This is a genomic window from Pseudomonas sp. BGI-2 (assembly GCF_004310295.1).
Classification (GTDB): domain Bacteria; phylum Pseudomonadota; class Gammaproteobacteria; order Pseudomonadales; family Pseudomonadaceae; genus Aquipseudomonas.
Genome location: NZ_SISB01000020.1, coordinates 62,630 through 79,283, shown reverse-complemented (window position 1 = coordinate 79,283; position 16,654 = coordinate 62,630). Strand labels below are relative to the sequence as shown.

Sequence of the window (16,654 nt, the reverse complement as noted above, 5' to 3'; positions counted from 1 at the left end):
CTGTTCGGAAGTCAGCTCTTGGGACATAAGTACACACTCTGGGCCAGGAGGCGATTCTAACCTTTATAAAGTTGGATCCGACATACCGGCCTGCACATCGGCCAAAGTTTCATTTCTGCATAGCAATCGAAATCGCTTTCGCGGGCAAGCCTCGCTCCTACAAAAGCACCCTATGCCCTGTAGGAGCGAGGCTTCCCGCGAAGGCGTCATCAGCGTTTCATCGCCCGCCCGGCCCGCCACCACACTCAACACGCTATACTCCCGCTCTTTTTTCCGGAGCGACGTCATGTCCCTGCCTAGCCTGCGCCTCAAAGCCAACGCCGACCGTCGCCTGCGAAACGGCCACTTGTGGGTCTACAGCAACGAAATCGATGTAGCCGCCACCCCATTGCACGGTTTTCAAGCTGGCGATCAGGCGATCCTCGAAGCCGCCGGCGGCAAGACGCTGGGCATCGTGGCCATGAGCCCGAACAACCTGATCTGCGCCCGCTTGCTGTCGCGCGACATCAAGTTGCCGCTGGACAAGTCGTTGCTGGTCCATCGCCTGAACGTTGCGCTGTCCCTGCGCGATCGCCTGTTCGACAAGCCGTTCTATCGCCTGGTCTACGGCGACTCCGACCTGCTGCCAGGTCTGGTGGTCGACCGCTTCGGCGACATCCTGGTGGTGCAGATCGCTTCGGCGACCATGGAAGCCCATAAAGAAGACGTGATCGCGGCGCTGACCCAAGTGCTCAAGCCAAGCGGCATCCTGTTCAAAAATGACTCCGCTGCCCGTGATGCCGAAGGCCTCAACCGCTATGTCGAAACCGTGTTCGGCCTGGTGCCGGAGTGGGTCGCATTGGAAGAGAACGGCGTGAAATTCGAAGCACCGGTCATCCAGGGTCAGAAAACCGGCTGGTTCTACGACCACCGCATGAACCGCGCGCGCCTCGCCCCTTATGCCAAAGGCAAACGCGTGCTGGACCTGTACAGCTACATCGGCGGCTGGGGCGTGCAAGCCGCCGCATTCGGCGCCAGTGAAGTGTTCTGCGTCGACGCGTCGGCCTTCGCCCTCGACGGCGTCGAGCGCAACGCCGCACTGAACGGCGTCGCCGAAAAAATGACCTGCATCGAAGGCGACGTGTTCGAAGCCCTCAAAGAGCTGAAAGCCAGCGAAGAACGATTCGACGTGATCGTTGCCGATCCGCCCGCCTTCATCAAACGCAAGAAAGACATGAAGAACGGTGAAGGCGCGTACCGTCGCCTGAACGAGCAAGCCATGCGCCTGCTCAGCAAGGACGGCATCCTGGTCAGCGCGTCGTGCTCGATGCACCTGCCGGAAGACGATCTGCAGAACATCCTGCTGACCAGCGCCCGTCACCTGGACCGCAACATCCAGATGCTCGAGCGTGGCGGTCAAGGCCCGGATCACCCGGTCCACCCGGCCATCGCCGAAACCCGCTACATCAAGAGCATCACCTGCCGGTTGCTGCCAAACAGCTGATGACACCGGTTTGACGGGGAGCCAGCCGGCTCCCCGTTCTATTATCTGTTATTGATTCCCCCTCAAACTTCCTACACTTGCAATCCTACGAACTTGCAGGACGTTTCCTTGTGTCTTTAATTAATAAGAATACGCCTGACAAAACTTGTTCACACACATGATTGTTCCGACAAAATTTCTGGAGGATTCCTACCTAATATTGCCTTGATAAGCGCTAATTACGCTCTATGATTGAGAGTGTCACAACGAAGTGACACTCACTTTCAATTACAAGGAGTTCCAAAATGAAAGCAATTACTCTGGAAGCTAACAGCATCGCTAACCTGGCTTTTCTGGTTGCCCCTAAAGCCCGTTAAGTAAATGAGGCGCTGGGGAGTGCCGGCTACCCAGCGTTTTTTATGGCATTGCCCAGAGCGAACCGCCCATCATGCAGATCAGCCCTCATTTATTCATACTTCCTCGTACGCCCGGTCAAATAGTCTGGGATTACAAGAACCACAAGCAATTTGAACTAAACCTGAAGTACTCCACTCGACTGGCCGAACTTATCGACAACCCCGAAAAGTTCAACCACCGCAGTACAATCGACACTCAGCTGCTCAACGCTGGAATACTGACAACATCAACAACAGGCAGTATTGAATGGGGCTGGGACGAACTGTCGAAGATATATCATATCGGCACCAAGAACATTCCTTGCGAACATATTCCGCAAGACATTAATGAATGGTCAAAACAATACCTTGATCATTGCACCGACGTGCTGTCCACATCCACGCCCAAACCCAGGCGCTCGGAACGCCTGGCAGGCGAGCTGATTGCCCTGCCAAAACCTTCCTCCCTGCCGGAAGGCTCCCTGGCAAATGCCCTGGTCAATCGCAAAACCTGCCGCACGTTCACGGGTGAAGCCGTTTCCCTCGAAGCGGTGAGTACATTGCTGTACCTGTCCCTTGGCTATCTGCATGAGCGCGAAAACGACGTCGACGAAAGCATTGTCGAAGGCCTTGGCGCCCGGCGAAGCAGCCCGTCCGGAGGCGGACTGAATGCCTGCGAAGGCTTTCTGCTGGTGCAAAACGTCAACGGCCTGCAACCCGGTCTCTACGCCTACCACCCCATCGGGCATGCACTGAGTTTCGTTAATCCGCTGCCTCGTCAGCCTTTGGGTCAACTGATGTGCGGGCAACATTTCATCAATAACCTGCCCGCAGGCCTGTTCATCACCAGTCGATTCGACAAGCTGTGGTGGAAATATGAACACTCGCGGGCCTACCGAATGGCCTACGTCGAGGCCGGCCATATTTCTCAGACCTTTCAACTGGCGGCCACTTCGCTGGGATTGAACACCTGGCTGACCGGCGCCTTGACGGATGATCAGGTCGAAGCGTTGCTGGGACTTGAGGACAGTGCAGAACAACCGTTGTTTTTTGTCGGCTGCGGCCAGAGCGACGGGCAAGTGATGTGCAAGGAGTTGAAAGCACTGCTGAGCAATCGGGGACAGGAACAATGACCGAGCCCCTCATCGACCCCGCGTCTTGGGCCAATCGCTTCACCCTTGGAGACTGGAATACCCGAGCCTCGGTGCGCATCAGCGAACACGCCTATCAACGGCCCTCGAACCTGGAACAGCAACTGGAGACCCGCCACTGGTTCCCTCCGGCCTTCCTGCCTTACCTGAATCACCCGGCGGTCAAAGCAGCAGGCAGAGGGATCATTCATCGCCTGACCGCCAACCATTTGGTGCATTTCCTCGACTACACCACCCTGCTCGAACACCGTATCGTCAACCGATCCGTGGAAACCATCGCTCACAACGAACTGGGGGTCTCCATCCCCCAACGGATGAAAACGGCCGCGCTGCAGCTCTACACCGATGAGGCTTATCACGCGCTGTTCTCCAATAGCCTCGCCGAGCAGATTGCTGACATTTACGGCATGACTGATCGCCCGGTCATGCCCCAGCGGATAGCCCGGCTGAACGCCCTGCTCGACCGCACCCCAGACAAGCACAAAGCACTGGCGTGGTTTCTCGTCGGCTTCGTCTCGGAAACGATTATCGCCAAGGAACTGCTCGACGTTTGCCGCGACACGTTGGTCAGCAGCGTTCAGGAAATGCTCAGGGATCACCTTGCCGACGAGGCGCGACACAGTCGCTACTTTTGCGAAGTATTCCATTATCTGTGGCTGCAGTTGAGCTGTGGCCAACGCACGTTCACCGCCAGGTTGCTCCTGGAAATCCTGCTGATTTTCTTTGAAGTTGATGAACGCTGGCTTGGCGAAAGCCTGCGCAGCGCCGGCCTGAGCGAAATGTCTGTGGCGCAAATCCTTTGTGATCTGACCGGCCCGCAAGCACTACGCCTGCGCGCCCGGTCGGGTGCTGGTGCCACGTTGAACGCTATGAAAAAGGCGGGTTTCTTCGATCTGCCTGCCAATCGGCAGCTCTTCTCCAGGGCGGGGCTTCTCGATGAATGACGGTAAACATGTACCCCGTATCGAAAAACATCGTGCGATGGTCATTCTGTTGATGACCATGACGCTGCTAGGCGTCTTTCCCCTGGATGTGGTGCTCCCGTCCTTTCCCGATCTTTCCGGCTACTTTCGGACCTCACCGTCCAACATCGCCCTTTCCGTCAGCATGTTCGCCATTGGCCTGGCGTTCTCTGTGGTGCTGGTCGGACCGTTGTCAGACTTGTGGGGGCGCAAGAAGCTGCTGCTGGCAGGTATCGCAATCGCGGTGATCGGTGCCGCGGGGTGCCTGGCTTCCAGCGAATACAGCTGGTTTTTGTTCTTTCGGGTGATCCAGGCCGTTGGCTGCGGATCCTTTGTCCTGTCACAGGCACTGGTTCAGGATCTGTTCGTCGGCAAGGAACAGGAGCGAATCAGAATCTGGATGGTGACCGGCGGCGGGGTGTTCATTTCGATTTCGCCCCTGCTGGGGACGTGGCTGCAATTGCAGCTAGGCTGGCAGGGCAGCTTTTATGTGTTTATCACCCTCGCTGTCATTGTCTGGCTTAAAGCCCTTTTCCTGCTCAGGGAAAACCCGCACCTTCATACCACGGCACATGAGCGATTGTTCAGTGCCTATTGGCGGCTGTGTTCGGATCTGCGCTTCATGGGTTACTGGTTGATTTCAGCCCTGGCTTTCGCCTGCCATTTCTCGTTCATCGTCACTTCACCAATCATTTTCATGGAGCGGCTGGCGCTCTCGCCTTACGAATTTGCCTGGGCGTTGTTGCTGTATGGCGTGGCCTATGTGTTTGGCGGGATTGCCGCCAGTGTTCTGCATCGGCATCTGCGGGCCAATACGCAAATAGTCATTGGTCTGGGACTGATCGCGTTGTCAGGGCTGGTGATGCTTTGGTTGGCGGATCAGCTCGGGCTCTCTGCGGCGACGGTGCTGATACCCATGCTGATTTGTACCGCAGGCACCACCATTACCAGGCCCATCGCCAACTCCAAAGCCATGAGTCTCTACCCACAGAATGCCGGAACCTCTACCTCGGTGGGCGGCGTGCTGATTTTCATGTGTGGCGGCGTGATCAGCGTGGTGATCAATCTCGCGTCCGAGGACCTGACCACGGCACTGGCCCTTTGTTTCCTGATCTTGAGTGCCACGGGTCTTGGCTTGAATGTACTGATTACACGAAGTCATCTGGCGCTGAAAGTGGGCTGAAACCTGCCAGTCGTCATCCCGCACGCTGTGTCAGCGCTGGATCAACGCTTCCCGGCATTCCCTCCTGACGCCAGCCGTGTAGAATCGCGGCATTCATCGCCAGTCATCCCCCGGCGGGTTTATGAGCTCAAGCTGAAGCGCGCGGCGATCCCGCAAAGTTATCGGCAACTTCCGGACACACGGCCATTTCTGGGTGTTCCAGACGTCAATAGAAGCTCACTTCCCTTTTGATACCTGATTAGCCGCCCGGAGTGCTTCATGCCTGATTACCGCTCGAAAACGTCCACCCATGGCCGCAACATGGCCGGCGCCCGCGCACTGTGGCGCGCCACGGGGATGAAGGATGACGACTTCAAAAAGCCGATCATCGCCATTGCCAACTCCTTCACCCAGTTCGTACCGGGCCACGTCCACCTCAAGGACCTGGGCCAGCTGGTCGCCCGCGAAATCGAACGCGCCGGCGGTGTAGCGAAAGAATTCAACACCATTGCCGTGGATGACGGCATCGCCATGGGCCACGATGGCATGCTCTATTCGCTGCCGAGCCGCGAGATCATCGCCGACTCCGTCGAATACATGGTCAACGCCCACTGCGCCGACGCCATCGTCTGCATCTCCAACTGCGACAAGATCACCCCCGGCATGCTGATGGCGTCCCTGCGCCTGAACATCCCGGTGATCTTCGTTTCCGGCGGCCCGATGGAAGCCGGCAAGACCAAACTGGCCAGCCACGGTCTCGACCTCGTCGACGCCATGGTGATCGCCGCCGACTCCAGCGCTTCTGACGAGAAAGTCGCCGAGTACGAGCGCAGCGCCTGCCCGACGTGCGGCTCCTGCTCCGGCATGTTCACCGCCAACTCGATGAACTGCCTGGTCGAAGCCCTCGGCCTGGCATTACCGGGCAACGGTTCGACCTTGGCCACCCACAGCGACCGCGAGCAGCTGTTCCTGCAGGCCGGTCGCACCATCGTCGAGCTGTGCAAGCGTTACTACGGCGAGAACGACGAGTCGGTGTTGCCGCGCAACATCGCCAACTTCAAGGCGTTCGAAAACGCCATGACGCTGGACATCGCCATGGGCGGTTCCACGAACACCATCCTGCACCTGCTGGCCGCGGCCCAGGAAGCCGAGATCGATTTCGACCTGCGCGACATCGACCGCCTCTCCCGTCACGTGCCGCAACTGTGCAAAGTCGCGCCGAACATCCAGAAGTACCACATGGAAGACGTGCACCGTGCTGGCGGGATATTCAGCATCCTCGGCTCCCTGGCCCGTGGCGGTCTGCTACACACCGATCTGCCGACCGTGCACAGCAAAACCCTGGCCGAAGGCATCGCCAAGTGGGACATCACACAGACCGACGACGAAGCGGTGCATCACTTCTTCAAGGCCGGTCCGGCGGGCATCCCGACGCAAACCGCGTTCAGCCAGTCGACCCGCTATGAAACCCTGGACGACGATCGTGAAAACGGCTGCATCCGCAGTGTCGAGCACGCTTACTCGAAAGAAGGCGGCCTGGCCGTTCTCTACGGCAACATCGCACTTGATGGTTGCGTGGTGAAAACCGCGGGCGTCGACGAGTCGATCCACGTCTTTGAAGGCAACGCGAAGATCTTCGAAAGCCAGGACAGCGCCGTACGCGGCATCCTCGCGGACGAAGTGAAGGCCGGCGACATCGTGATCATCCGTTACGAAGGACCGAAAGGCGGCCCGGGCATGCAGGAAATGCTGTACCCGACGTCGTACCTGAAATCCAAAGGCCTGGGCAAAGATTGCGCCCTGCTCACCGACGGCCGTTTCTCCGGCGGCACTTCGGGCCTGTCCATCGGCCACGCTTCGCCAGAAGCGGCTGCGGGCGGCGCGATTGGTCTGGTGCAGGACGGCGACAAGGTGCTGATCGACATTCCGAACCGCTCGATCAACCTGTTGATCAGCGACGAAGAAATGGCTGGGCGCCGTGCCGAGCAGGATCAGAAAGGCTGGAAACCTGTGGAAAAACGTCCACGCAAGGTGACCACTGCATTGAAAGCCTACGCTCTGTTGGCAACCAGCGCCGACAAGGGTGCTGTGCGTAACAAGGCAATGCTTGACGGGCTGTAAGCGTCAATCGCAGAAACGAAAATGCCCCGCCAAGTGCGGGGCATTTTTTTGTCTGACCGAAATCCACCAAACGATGGAGATCAATGTGGGAGCTGGCTTGCCTGCGAAGAGGCCGGCACATCCAGCATTAACGTTGATTGACACACCGCATTAGCGGGCAAGCCCGCTCCCACAGGGATCTTCGGTGTTCACACAACCTCTGGATCACCCAAGACCTGTGGGAGCAAGCCTGCTCGCGATGGCAGCGCCTCGGTCTTACTGAATCTCCTCCGGCTTGACGATCACCCAGTTCTTGTCCGCCGTCACCGGCAACCCTTCCTTGGCCTGAGCCGCAGCGTTTTTGGTCATCATGCCGTTAATCTGGGTCATGTATTTGTCTTTGCGGTTGACCCACAAGTGGATGCCGCCCTTGGCCACGTCGACACCGTGGAACAGCATGAAACCATCGCTGCTCGGGGTGTCGCCGCCTACCAGCACCGGTTTTTTCCACTCATCGATGTAAGTCAGGATCGCCGCGTGCTTACCGGCCATCCAGGTCGCCGGGGTCCACAGGTACGGCGTCAGTTCGAGGCCCAGGTTAGCCTTCTCGTCATACTTGCCAGCGGTGATTTGCTTGCGCGCCGTGGTCAGTTCGCCAGACTTGGGATCCTTGAGCAGCAAGCTCACGCCGATCACGTTCTGCGGTTTCACGTTGTAGCCGTACTTCGGATCGGAAGCGACCATGCGCACCAGTTCTTCGGAGGCCGCGGTCATCACGTAGACCTCGATGCCGTTCTCCATCAGCTTGTTGTACAGCTCGGTTTGACCGGTGAAGACTTTCGGCGGATTGACGTCGAGTTTCTTGACCACGTCGCCTTCGTAGTAAGTGGCCGGCACCGGTTTGCCGGACGCCATCAACTCATCGACATAACCCTTGAGCTCTGAGAGCGTGAAGCCGGAGAACACCTGGGCGACCCATGGATAGCAAACCATGTCGTCGAGTTCGCAGAGGCGGTAGTAGTAACTGAACAGGCTTTCCTTGTGGTCGGCGGTGTCCTTGAACGGAATCAGTTTCAGGGAGGGGTCTAGTTTCTCGCGGGTGATCAGGCCTTTGTTTTCCATGTACGGCAGCAACGACTCTTCGAGGTCGTAGCGGTAACTGGTGTTGTCCATGTCGAACACCGCGTAGTTACCTTTGTTAGCGTTGGCCGCAATCATCGCGTCCAGCGCCTTGGCCTGATCGGCTGGCCAGTGTTTCAGATCCGTGGCGAGCACTTGGCCGGCGAGGCCAAGACAGAGTGCGGCAACCAGAAATTTTGGTGCGAACTTCATCTGCATTTCTCCCTGATTCAAAGATATCGACGCTATCAAATTAGTGTGACAGTCCCCGTCTGCCTGCGACCGTTAACGCACCTATTGCGCCAGCTGCATCCCCGACAGCGACATCGGCTTATTCCAAAAACGACGGTTTTCATGCGTTTTTGGTATTAATTCATTGTAAATCAAGCTGTTAGGCTTGCCGGTTCGCAGCTGCCCCGGAAGGTGGCTGGCACAAGTCACTTTCGGAGTTCTCATGAATCTGCCGCTGATCCTCAATCTGCTGGTGTTCCTCGCGTTACTGCTTGGCCTCGCGCAAACCCGTCACACCACCTGGAGCCTGGCAAAAAAAGTCCTGCTCGCGCTGGTGCTCGGCGTGGTATTCGGTGTTGCCTTGCACACCGTTTACGGTGCCGGCAACCCGGTGCTGAAAGCCTCGATCGGCTGGTTCGATCTGGTGGGCAACGGTTACGTGCAGTTGCTGCAAATGATCGTGATCCCGCTGGTGTTCGCCTCGATCCTCAGCGCCGTGGCACGCCTGCACAACGCTTCCTCGCTGGGCAAGATCAGCTTCCTGACCATCGGCACGCTGCTGTTCACCACCGCCATCGCGGCGCTGATCGGTATCGGTTTGACCAACCTGTTCGGCCTGACCGCCGAAGGCCTGGTGGCCGGCACCCAGGAAATGGCCCGTCTGCAAACCATCCAGACCGACTATGCGGGCAAGGTTGCCGACCTGAATGTGCCGCAGCTGCTGCTGTCGTTCATTCCGCAAAACCCGTTCGCCGACCTCGCTCGCGCCAAGCCGACCTCGATCATCAGCGTGGTGATCTTCGCTGCGTTCCTCGGCGTCGCGGCGCTGCAACTGCTCAAGGATGACGTGCAGAAAGGTCAGAAAGTGATCAACGCCATCGACACCCTGCAAGCCTGGGTGATGCGCCTGGTTCGCCTGGTGATGAAGCTGACCCCGTACGGTGTGTTGGCGCTGATGACCAAAGTGGTCGCCGGTTCCAACCTGCAAGACATCATCAAGCTCGGCAGTTTTGTGGTGGTTTCCTACCTCGGCCTGGGCCTGATGTTTGTGGTCCATGGCCTGCTGGTGTCGGCGGCCGGGATCAACCCGTTGCGTTTCTTCCGCAAGATCTGGCCGGTGCTGACGTTTGCGTTCACCAGCCGCTCCAGCGCCGCGACGATTCCGCTGAGCATCGAAGCGCAGACCAGTCGCTTGGGCATCCCGCAGTCCATCGCCAGTTTCGCCGCTTCGTTCGGCGCAACCATTGGCCAGAACGGCTGTGCCGGTCTGTACCCGGCGATGTTGGCGGTGATGGTCGCGCCAACTGTCGGCATCAATCCGCTGGACCCGCTATGGATCGCGACGCTGGTGGCGATTGTGACCTTGAGCTCGGCCGGTGTGGCGGGCGTGGGCGGTGGTGCAACGTTTGCCGCGCTGATCGTGCTGCCCGCGATGGGCTTGCCGGTGTCATTGGTGGCGTTGCTGATTTCGGTTGAGCCGCTGATCGATATGGGCCGCACGGCGTTGAACGTGAGTGGCTCGATTACGGCCGGGGCGATTACCAGCCAGATGATGCAGCAGACGGATAAAGAACTGCTGGGTGCGGATGAGCATGCGGAGCTGGCTCACGCTTAAGTCTTTCAGCGACTGAGCGGGCCTCTTCGCGGGCAAGCCTCGCTCCTACAGAATTTGTGTCGTACGCAATTTTCGCTATCGACACAAATCCTGTAGGAGCGAGGCTTGCCCGCGAAGCTTTTAGGCTTTTTCCCAAACCTCGAAGTTGTACGCCGGCTTGTCACCTTCAGCCCGATTCGGGGTATTGGACACCAACTTCCACGCCTTCAAATCAAACTCCGGAAACCACGCATCCCCCTCCGGGCTCAACGCCACACGCGTCAGATACAACCGATCCGCCTGCGCTACCCCCTGCGCATACAACTGCGCCCCGCCAATCAGCATCACCTCGTCGACGCCCTGCTCCTTCGCCCATTCCTGCGCGCGAACCACGGCAGCCTCCAGTGACGGATAAACCTCCGCGCCTTCCAGCACCAGATCCGCCTGACGGCTGACCACGATGTTCAAGCGGCCAGGCAGCGGACGACCAAGGGAATCCCAGGTCTTGCGACCCATGATGATCGGCTTGCCCAGGGTCGTGGCCTTGAAGTATTTGAAGTCCCCCGGCAAGTGCCAGGGCATGCTGTTGTCGACGCCGATCACACGGTTTTCACCGAGGGCTGCGATCAGGCTGAGGGGGAGTGGTTTAGTCATGCTGGCGAGGATACCAGAGCCTCCCGTACCCCGATAAGCGCCACAGCGGTTATGCTCACAGCTCAATTGAGCGACGGGATGCCGCGTGACGGAACTGACTCCACTGCAAAACCTCTGGCTGACCGAGACGGTGCGCCTGCGTGAAGAACACGCCGGCCCCCTGGATGATCTGGAAGCCAACCGACTGGCCCGCAGCGCCGGCGGCGACCTGCCGACGCGCATTCAGCGCCGGGCGGTGTGGCTGGCCGAGCGCGACGGCTTGGCCGACGCCCTCAAACATTGGCTGCAAGGTGCGCGACTGGCGCTGATCGTCATGGCGGTGCTGGCCATTGTCAGCGGCGCGGGCCTGGCGTTTGCCGCGCTGGGTGACGGCCAGACCCCGGTGAATGTGTTTTGGGCCTTGGGCAGTCTGCTTGGGCTCAATCTGATTCTGTTGTTGAGCTGGGCGTTGGGGCTGGTGTTTGCCGGTGAACACGGCGCCAGCCTTGGACGCTTGTGGCTGTGGCTCAGCGAAAAACTCGCCCGGGATGCCAAAGCTGCGCAACTGGCGCCAGCGCTGCTGCTGTTATTGCAGCGACAGAAACTCAATCGCTGGGCGATCGGCGTGCTGGTCAATGGCTTGTGGTTACTGGCGATGCTCAGCGCCCTGGCGATTTTGCTGACGCTCATGGCGACCCGGCGCTACGGCTTCGTCTGGGAAACCACTATTCTGCGCGGCGAAACCTTCGTCGCCATGACCCAGGCCCTCGGCGCCCTGCCAGCGTTGCTCGGTTTCAGCGTGCCCACTGTGGAGATGATCCGCGCCAGTGGCGATGCCGCGCTGAACATCGAAAGCGCCCGTCAGGCCTGGGCGGCATGGCTGGTGGGCGTGTTGCTGGTCTACGGCGTGTTGCCGCGTCTGTTGCTGGCGGTGTTCTGCCGGTGGCGCTGGAAATCTGGTCAGGCAACTTTGCGCCTGGATTTGAACCTGCCCGGTTATGCCCAACTGCGCGAACGCCTGATGCCCACCAGCGAACGCCTCGGCATCAGCGATGCCGCGCCTGCGCAACTTCATCGTGTGGAAAGCGGTGTCAGTGAACAGCAGAGCGATGGCGCACTGCTGGTGGCCATCGAGCTGGACGATCAACGCCCGTGGCCGCCGCCACTGCCGAAAACCGTGAACAACGCCGGCATCCTCGACAGCCGCGAGTCACGCAACAAACTCCTCGAACAGCTGAGTCGTTTTCCCCCGGCACGCCTGGCAATTGCCTGCGATCCGCGCCGCTCACCAGACCGTGGCAGCCTGGCACTGATCGCCGAACTCGCGCGCAATGCCGCCGCCACCCGTGTCTGGTTGCTGCAAGCGCCGCCCGGCGAAGCACTGGATGCCGAACGCCTGGGTGACTGGCATGTGGCGCTGCAACAGCTGGACCTGCCGTTCGCCGATTGCGTGCCCGTGAACTGGCTGGAAACCGGCCATGACTAATACCTGGAAAGCGCCCTTGAAGCTGGCCGTGGTCGGCCACACCAATGTCGGTAAAACCTCGTTGCTGCGCACGCTCACCCGGGATGTCGGTTTCGGTGAAGTGTCCCATCGCCCCAGCACCACCCGCCACGTCGAAGGCGCGCGGTTGTCGGTGGACGGCGAGCCCTTGCTCGATCTCTACGACACGCCAGGCCTTGAAGACGCCATCGCCTTGCTCGACTACCTCGAACGCCTGGAACGCCCCGGCGAACGCCTCGACGGCCCGGCACGGCTGGCACGGTTCCTGGAGGGCAGCGAAGCCCGGCAGCGCTTTGAACAGGAAGCCAAAGTGCTGCGGCAGTTGCTCGCCTCGGACGCCGGCCTCTATGTGATCGACGCCCGGGAGCCGGTGCTGGCCAAGTACCGCGACGAACTGGAAGTGCTGGCCAGTTGCGGCAAACCGCTGCTGCCGGTGCTGAATTTCGTCAGCAGCGCCAATCATCGCGAGCCGGATTGGCGTGAAGCCCTGGCACGGTTGGGCTTGCATGCCCTGGTGCGATTCGACAGCGTCGCGCCGCCCGAGGATGGCGAACGTCGACTCTATGAAAGCCTCGCCTTGCTGCTGGAAAACTCCCGCGAACAATTGGAGCGCCTGATCGCCGATCAACAGGCCCAGCGCCTGGCCCGACAGCAAAGTGCGGCGCGGCTGATTGCCGAGTTGCTGATCGATTGCGCCGCGTGCCGACGCAGCGTGGTCAGCGATGCGGATCAGGAACAGCAGGCCATCAGCGAACTGCGCAAAGCCGTTCGCCAACGGGAACAGCGCTGCGTCGAAGCCTTGCTCAAGCTCTACGCCTTCCGCTTACAGGACGCGGCGGCCAGTGATCTGCCGCTGCTCGATGGCCGTTGGGGCGATGATTTGTTCAACCCGGAAACCCTCAAGCAACTCGGCGTCCGGGTCGGCGGTGGTATCGCGGCTGGCGCGGCCGCCGGTGCCGGGATCGACTTGTTGGTGGGCGGCCTGACCCTCGGCGCGGCGGCACTGGCCGGCGCGATTGCCGGCGGTGCGCTGCAAACCGCCCGCAGTTATGGCAGCCGGTTGATGGGCAAGATCCGAGGCCAGCGAGAGTTGACGGTCGACGACAGTGTGTTGAGGTTGTTGGCATTGCGTCAGCGGCAACTGCTGCAAGCGCTGAATGTGCGCGGGCACGCGGCGATGGACAGCATTCAGGTGGCCACGCCACAGGACAAGACCTGGCGCGAAGGCAAATTGCCCGAAGCCCTGAACAAGGCTCGGGCGCATCCGCAGTGGTCGTCGCTGAATCCCCAGGCGAAGTTGAGTCAGGCGGAAAGGCAGGAGCAGGTTGAGGTGTTGGCGCAGCAGTTGTAAACCTTGGTCATTATGGTGTTTGGGCTGGCCCCATCGCGAGCAGGCTCACTCCTACAGGATATGTGGTGGACACAAGTTCTGTAGTCACTACGGAATCTGTAGGAGTGAGCCTGCTCGCGAAGGCAGCACCTCGATCTCAAAGCATTACGCAGCCAACAACCGCAACGCCTTGTCCTTCAACACCCCCAGATCAATCACCGGCACCCACATCTCCTTGGCCAACTCATCCCACTGCCGCATGCGCAAACTGACTTCGCACAACGGGTCCTGTTCGAAGGCTTCAACCTCGGCAGGCGTCATCACCCCGCCCTGATATTCCAGGGTCCGACGGCTGGCTTCGCTCAATCGCTCGTAGTACCCGGGCACTTTGAGCGTCAGATAACGCTTGGCCTGAACGTGGTATTCCACCAGCCGCGCCATGCGTTCGCTGAAACCAGCCCGACGCAAGTAATCGGCGCCCAGACGCTCGTGGCTGACCACGCCGAAACCGCCCATGTTCTGCGCGCTGTCGGTGCAGATATGCCCGATGTCATGGAAGAACGCGGCCAGCACCACTTCATCATCGAAGCCCTCGGCCATGGCCAGTTCGGCCGCCTGGGACATGTGCTCGATCTGCGACACCGGCTCGCCGATGTAATCGCTGTCGCCAAAGCGCTCGTACAAACCGAACACCTCGGCAATCACTTGCTCAGGACGCGCCATCAATCTTCCCCCAACACGTGAGCGACATTACGTTCGGCCATCGCCGGCCCGACACTCATGCCGACCCCGGCGTGCATCAGCGCCACGCTCACACCCGGCATCGGCCGCAAGAACGAGAACGGCCCTGGCCCCCGTGAACCATAGACACCCTGCCAGCGCTCGACCACTTGCACCTTGCAAGCCAGGGTTTGTTCAGCGAGTTCGATCATCCAGCTATCCACTTGCTCGACATTGAACGGCGACGGATCGCTGCCGTAATGGTGGGAGTCGCCGATGATCAATTCGCCGTAAGGCGTCGGGCTGATCAGCAGGTGGATGCCGTTTTCATGCAGGTGCGGTTCCTCGCGCAGGATTTGCGCCTGCACCGCCGCCGCCTCCGGCAGATCGGCGAAAGCGCCGTAGTGCACGCAACTCAAACCGGTGAGCAACGCGTGTTGCAGATTGAGGTTGATCTGCGGTCGGGCGCGGAGCATTTGCAGGCGACAGATTTGCGGATTGAGCGCGGCAATCGGCTCGGCCAGCAAGGTCTGATAGTCGTGGCCGGAGCAGACGATGATCTGCTCGGCGCTGAAAGTGCCGGCGGTGCTGTGCAGGCGACCCGGTTCGATGTCGCGCACCAACGTGGAGAAGTGAAACTCGACGCCGAGGTCGCGGCGCAGGTAGTCGATTAGCGCCGGAATCGCTTCGCGCGAATACAGTTGTTGATCATCCATGCCATGCAACGCAGCGCGGTGATGGCGGAACTGGCCGCCGTACAGGTCGCGCAGTGCAGCACCGCGCAACAGGTCGACGCGGTAACCGTGTTCCACGGCTCGGCCGGCGCAGAAAGCTTCCAGCAGGTGTTCTTCGGCTTCGGTGCGGGCGAACAGGTACGAGCCGTTGCGCTTGAGTTGCAGGCCCGCCAGTTGCGCCCAGTGGCCCCAGATCTCGCGACTGGCTTTGGCCAGCTCGAGCATCGGGCCCGGTGGCTGGCCGGTGACGAGGGCCTGGCCGAAGTTGCGGACCGAGGCGCCGAGCGGGGTTTCGCTGCGTTCGAAAACCGTGACTTTGAGACCGCGTCTGGCGGCGGCGTAGGCGTGGGACAGGCCTAAAATGCCAGCGCCTACGATCAGCATGTCGTTGTGTTGTGTCATGAAGTTTTGCCCTGAATTCGAAGCCGCCTTCGCGGGCAAGCCTCGCTCCTACAGGGGAACGCGTATCCCTGTAGGAGCGAGGCTTGCCCGCGAAGGGGCCCTGTCAGCCGATGGAAATCTTACTTGGCAACCACTTTCTCGGACTTGCCGTCATAACGCTTGCGCCATTCGGTCAGGATCTCGTCGCGATTCTTCGACGCCCAGGCAAAGTCGTTCTTGATCAAACGCTGCTCATAATCCGCAGGCAATTCGGTCTGCGGCTTGGCGATGCCAGGCTGAGCGAGCACCGCGAAGTTCTCCTTATAAAGCTCCATCGCCGCAGGACTTGCCGAGAAGTCAGCCAGCTTCTTTGCCGCCTCTTCATGCGGTGTGCCCTTGATCACAGCGGTCGCTTCGATCTCCCAGCCCAGGCCTTCCTTCGGCAGGATGATGTCCAGCGGCGCGCCCTGACGTTTCAACTGAACGGCCGGGTATTCAAAGGAAATACCGATCGGGAACTCACCCGCTGCCGCCAGCTTGCACGGCTTGGAACCGGAGTGAACGTACTGGCCGATGTTCTGGTGCAGGTCGTCCATGTACTGCCAGCCCTGCTTCTCGCCGAAGGTTTGCAGCCAGGCGCTGACGTCGAGGAAACCGGTGCCGGACGAGGCCGGGTTCGGCATCACGATCTTGCCTTTGTACTCAGGCTTGGTCAGGTCCTGCCAGCTCACAGGTTTGGTCAAACCCTGCTTTTCGGCTTCAACCGTGTTGAAGCAAATGGTCGCGGCCCAGACGTCCATGCCGACCCAGGCTGGCGGGTTGGCCGCATCGCGGTAGTTGCCGCCGATCTTGCCCAGGTCCTTCGGCGCATAGCTTTGCAGCATGCCTTGCTGATCGAGAATCGCCAGGCTTGAGGCCGCCAGGCCCCAGACCGCATCAGCCTGCGGGCGGGCTTTTTCGGCCAGCAGCTTGGCGGTGATGATGCCGGTCGAATCGCGCACCCACTTGATCTCGATGTCCGGGTTGGCTTTTTCGAAGGCTTCTTTATAGGTCTTCAGTTGTTCGGCTTCGAGGGCGGTGTACACCGTCAACTCGGTTTGCGCCGCGAAGGCGTTCAGGCTGAAAGCGGTGAGGACAGCAGCGGCCAGGGCCAGGGGCTTGAACATGATCTTTTCC

The 16,654-nt window shown here is 60.0% G+C and carries 13 protein-coding genes; 8 read left to right on the top strand and 5 right to left on the bottom strand.

Translation table 11 applies throughout. The features are described from left to right. The first annotated feature begins 286 nt into the window (after window positions 1-286). The 5 genes from EYC95_RS15230 to ilvD all read left to right on the top strand — a co-directional run bounded on the left by EYC95_RS15230 (window position 287) and on the right by ilvD (window position 7,253). Entirely contained in the window at window positions 287-1,483 is a 1,197-nt protein-coding gene (locus EYC95_RS15230; protein ID WP_071490392.1) for a class I SAM-dependent rRNA methyltransferase, read from the top strand. Window positions 1,484-1,910: 427 nt separating this feature from the next. Beyond that, the gene (locus EYC95_RS15225) at window positions 1,911-2,990 is read left to right on the top strand and encodes a SagB family peptide dehydrogenase (protein WP_131061093.1); all 1,080 of its coding nucleotides are present in this window, start codon (window positions 1,911-1,913) and stop codon (window positions 2,988-2,990) included. After that, a complete protein-coding gene (locus EYC95_RS15220) occupies window positions 2,987-3,952 on the top strand; it encodes a diiron oxygenase (protein WP_131061092.1) in 966 nt (321 codons plus the stop codon). Before EYC95_RS15225 ends, EYC95_RS15220 begins: the two co-directional genes overlap by 4 nt. Continuing rightward, entirely contained in the window at window positions 3,945-5,153 is a 1,209-nt protein-coding gene (locus EYC95_RS15215; protein ID WP_131061091.1) for an MFS transporter, read from the top strand. Before EYC95_RS15220 ends, EYC95_RS15215 begins: the two co-directional genes overlap by 8 nt. A 258-nt stretch (window positions 5,154-5,411) precedes the next feature. Next, window positions 5,412-7,253, top strand: coding sequence for a dihydroxy-acid dehydratase (gene ilvD / locus EYC95_RS15210; RefSeq protein WP_131061090.1), 1,842 nt, complete (start codon window positions 5,412-5,414; stop codon window positions 7,251-7,253). Between the two features lie 255 nt (window positions 7,254-7,508). Here the strand turns inward: ilvD and EYC95_RS15200 are convergent, their stop codons facing one another. Beyond that, entirely contained in the window at window positions 7,509-8,564 is a 1,056-nt protein-coding gene (locus tag EYC95_RS15200) for a haloacid dehalogenase-like hydrolase (protein ID WP_131061089.1), read from the bottom strand. A gap of 241 nt (window positions 8,565-8,805) precedes the next feature. Between EYC95_RS15200 and EYC95_RS15195 the strand changes: the two genes are divergently transcribed. Continuing rightward, a complete protein-coding gene (locus EYC95_RS15195; protein WP_131061088.1) occupies window positions 8,806-10,197 on the top strand; it encodes an L-cystine transporter in 1,392 nt (463 codons plus the stop codon). A gap of 120 nt (window positions 10,198-10,317) precedes the next feature. Here EYC95_RS15195 and EYC95_RS15190 read toward each other — a convergent pair whose 3' ends face one another. Next, on the bottom strand, window positions 10,318-10,830 hold the full coding sequence (locus EYC95_RS15190) for a dihydrofolate reductase (protein ID WP_131061087.1): 513 nt from the start codon (window positions 10,828-10,830) through the stop codon (window positions 10,318-10,320). Window positions 10,831-10,915: 85 nt separating this feature from the next. Here EYC95_RS15190 and EYC95_RS15185 point away from each other — a divergent pair, with 85 nt between their 5' ends. Both EYC95_RS15185 and EYC95_RS15180 read left to right on the top strand, forming a co-directional pair. Next, window positions 10,916-12,295, top strand: coding sequence for a DUF2868 domain-containing protein (locus EYC95_RS15185; protein ID WP_131061086.1), 1,380 nt, complete (start codon window positions 10,916-10,918; stop codon window positions 12,293-12,295). After that, entirely contained in the window at window positions 12,288-13,664 is a 1,377-nt protein-coding gene (locus EYC95_RS15180) for a GTPase/DUF3482 domain-containing protein (RefSeq protein WP_131061085.1), read from the top strand. The genes EYC95_RS15185 and EYC95_RS15180 overlap by 8 nt, the downstream gene beginning before the upstream one ends. Before the next feature lie 144 nt (window positions 13,665-13,808). Here the strand turns inward: EYC95_RS15180 and EYC95_RS15175 are convergent, their stop codons facing one another. From EYC95_RS15175 to EYC95_RS15165, 3 genes are all read right to left on the bottom strand, one after another. Continuing rightward, window positions 13,809-14,366, bottom strand: a complete 558-nt coding sequence (locus tag EYC95_RS15175; protein WP_131061084.1) for a phosphonate degradation HD-domain oxygenase — start codon at window positions 14,364-14,366, stop codon at window positions 13,809-13,811. Then, window positions 14,366-15,499 carry a TIGR03364 family FAD-dependent oxidoreductase gene (locus EYC95_RS15170; RefSeq protein WP_131061083.1) on the bottom strand — a complete coding sequence of 378 codons (1,134 nt, stop codon included), beginning with the start codon at window positions 15,497-15,499 and terminating at the stop codon, window positions 14,366-14,368. Before EYC95_RS15170 ends, EYC95_RS15175 begins: the two co-directional genes overlap by 1 nt. Before the next feature lie 119 nt (window positions 15,500-15,618). Continuing rightward, window positions 15,619-16,644: a putative 2-aminoethylphosphonate ABC transporter substrate-binding protein gene (locus EYC95_RS15165; RefSeq protein ID WP_131061082.1), complete on the bottom strand. Its 1,026-nt coding sequence runs from the start codon at window positions 16,642-16,644 to the stop codon at window positions 15,619-15,621. Window positions 16,645-16,654 lie beyond the last annotated feature (10 nt).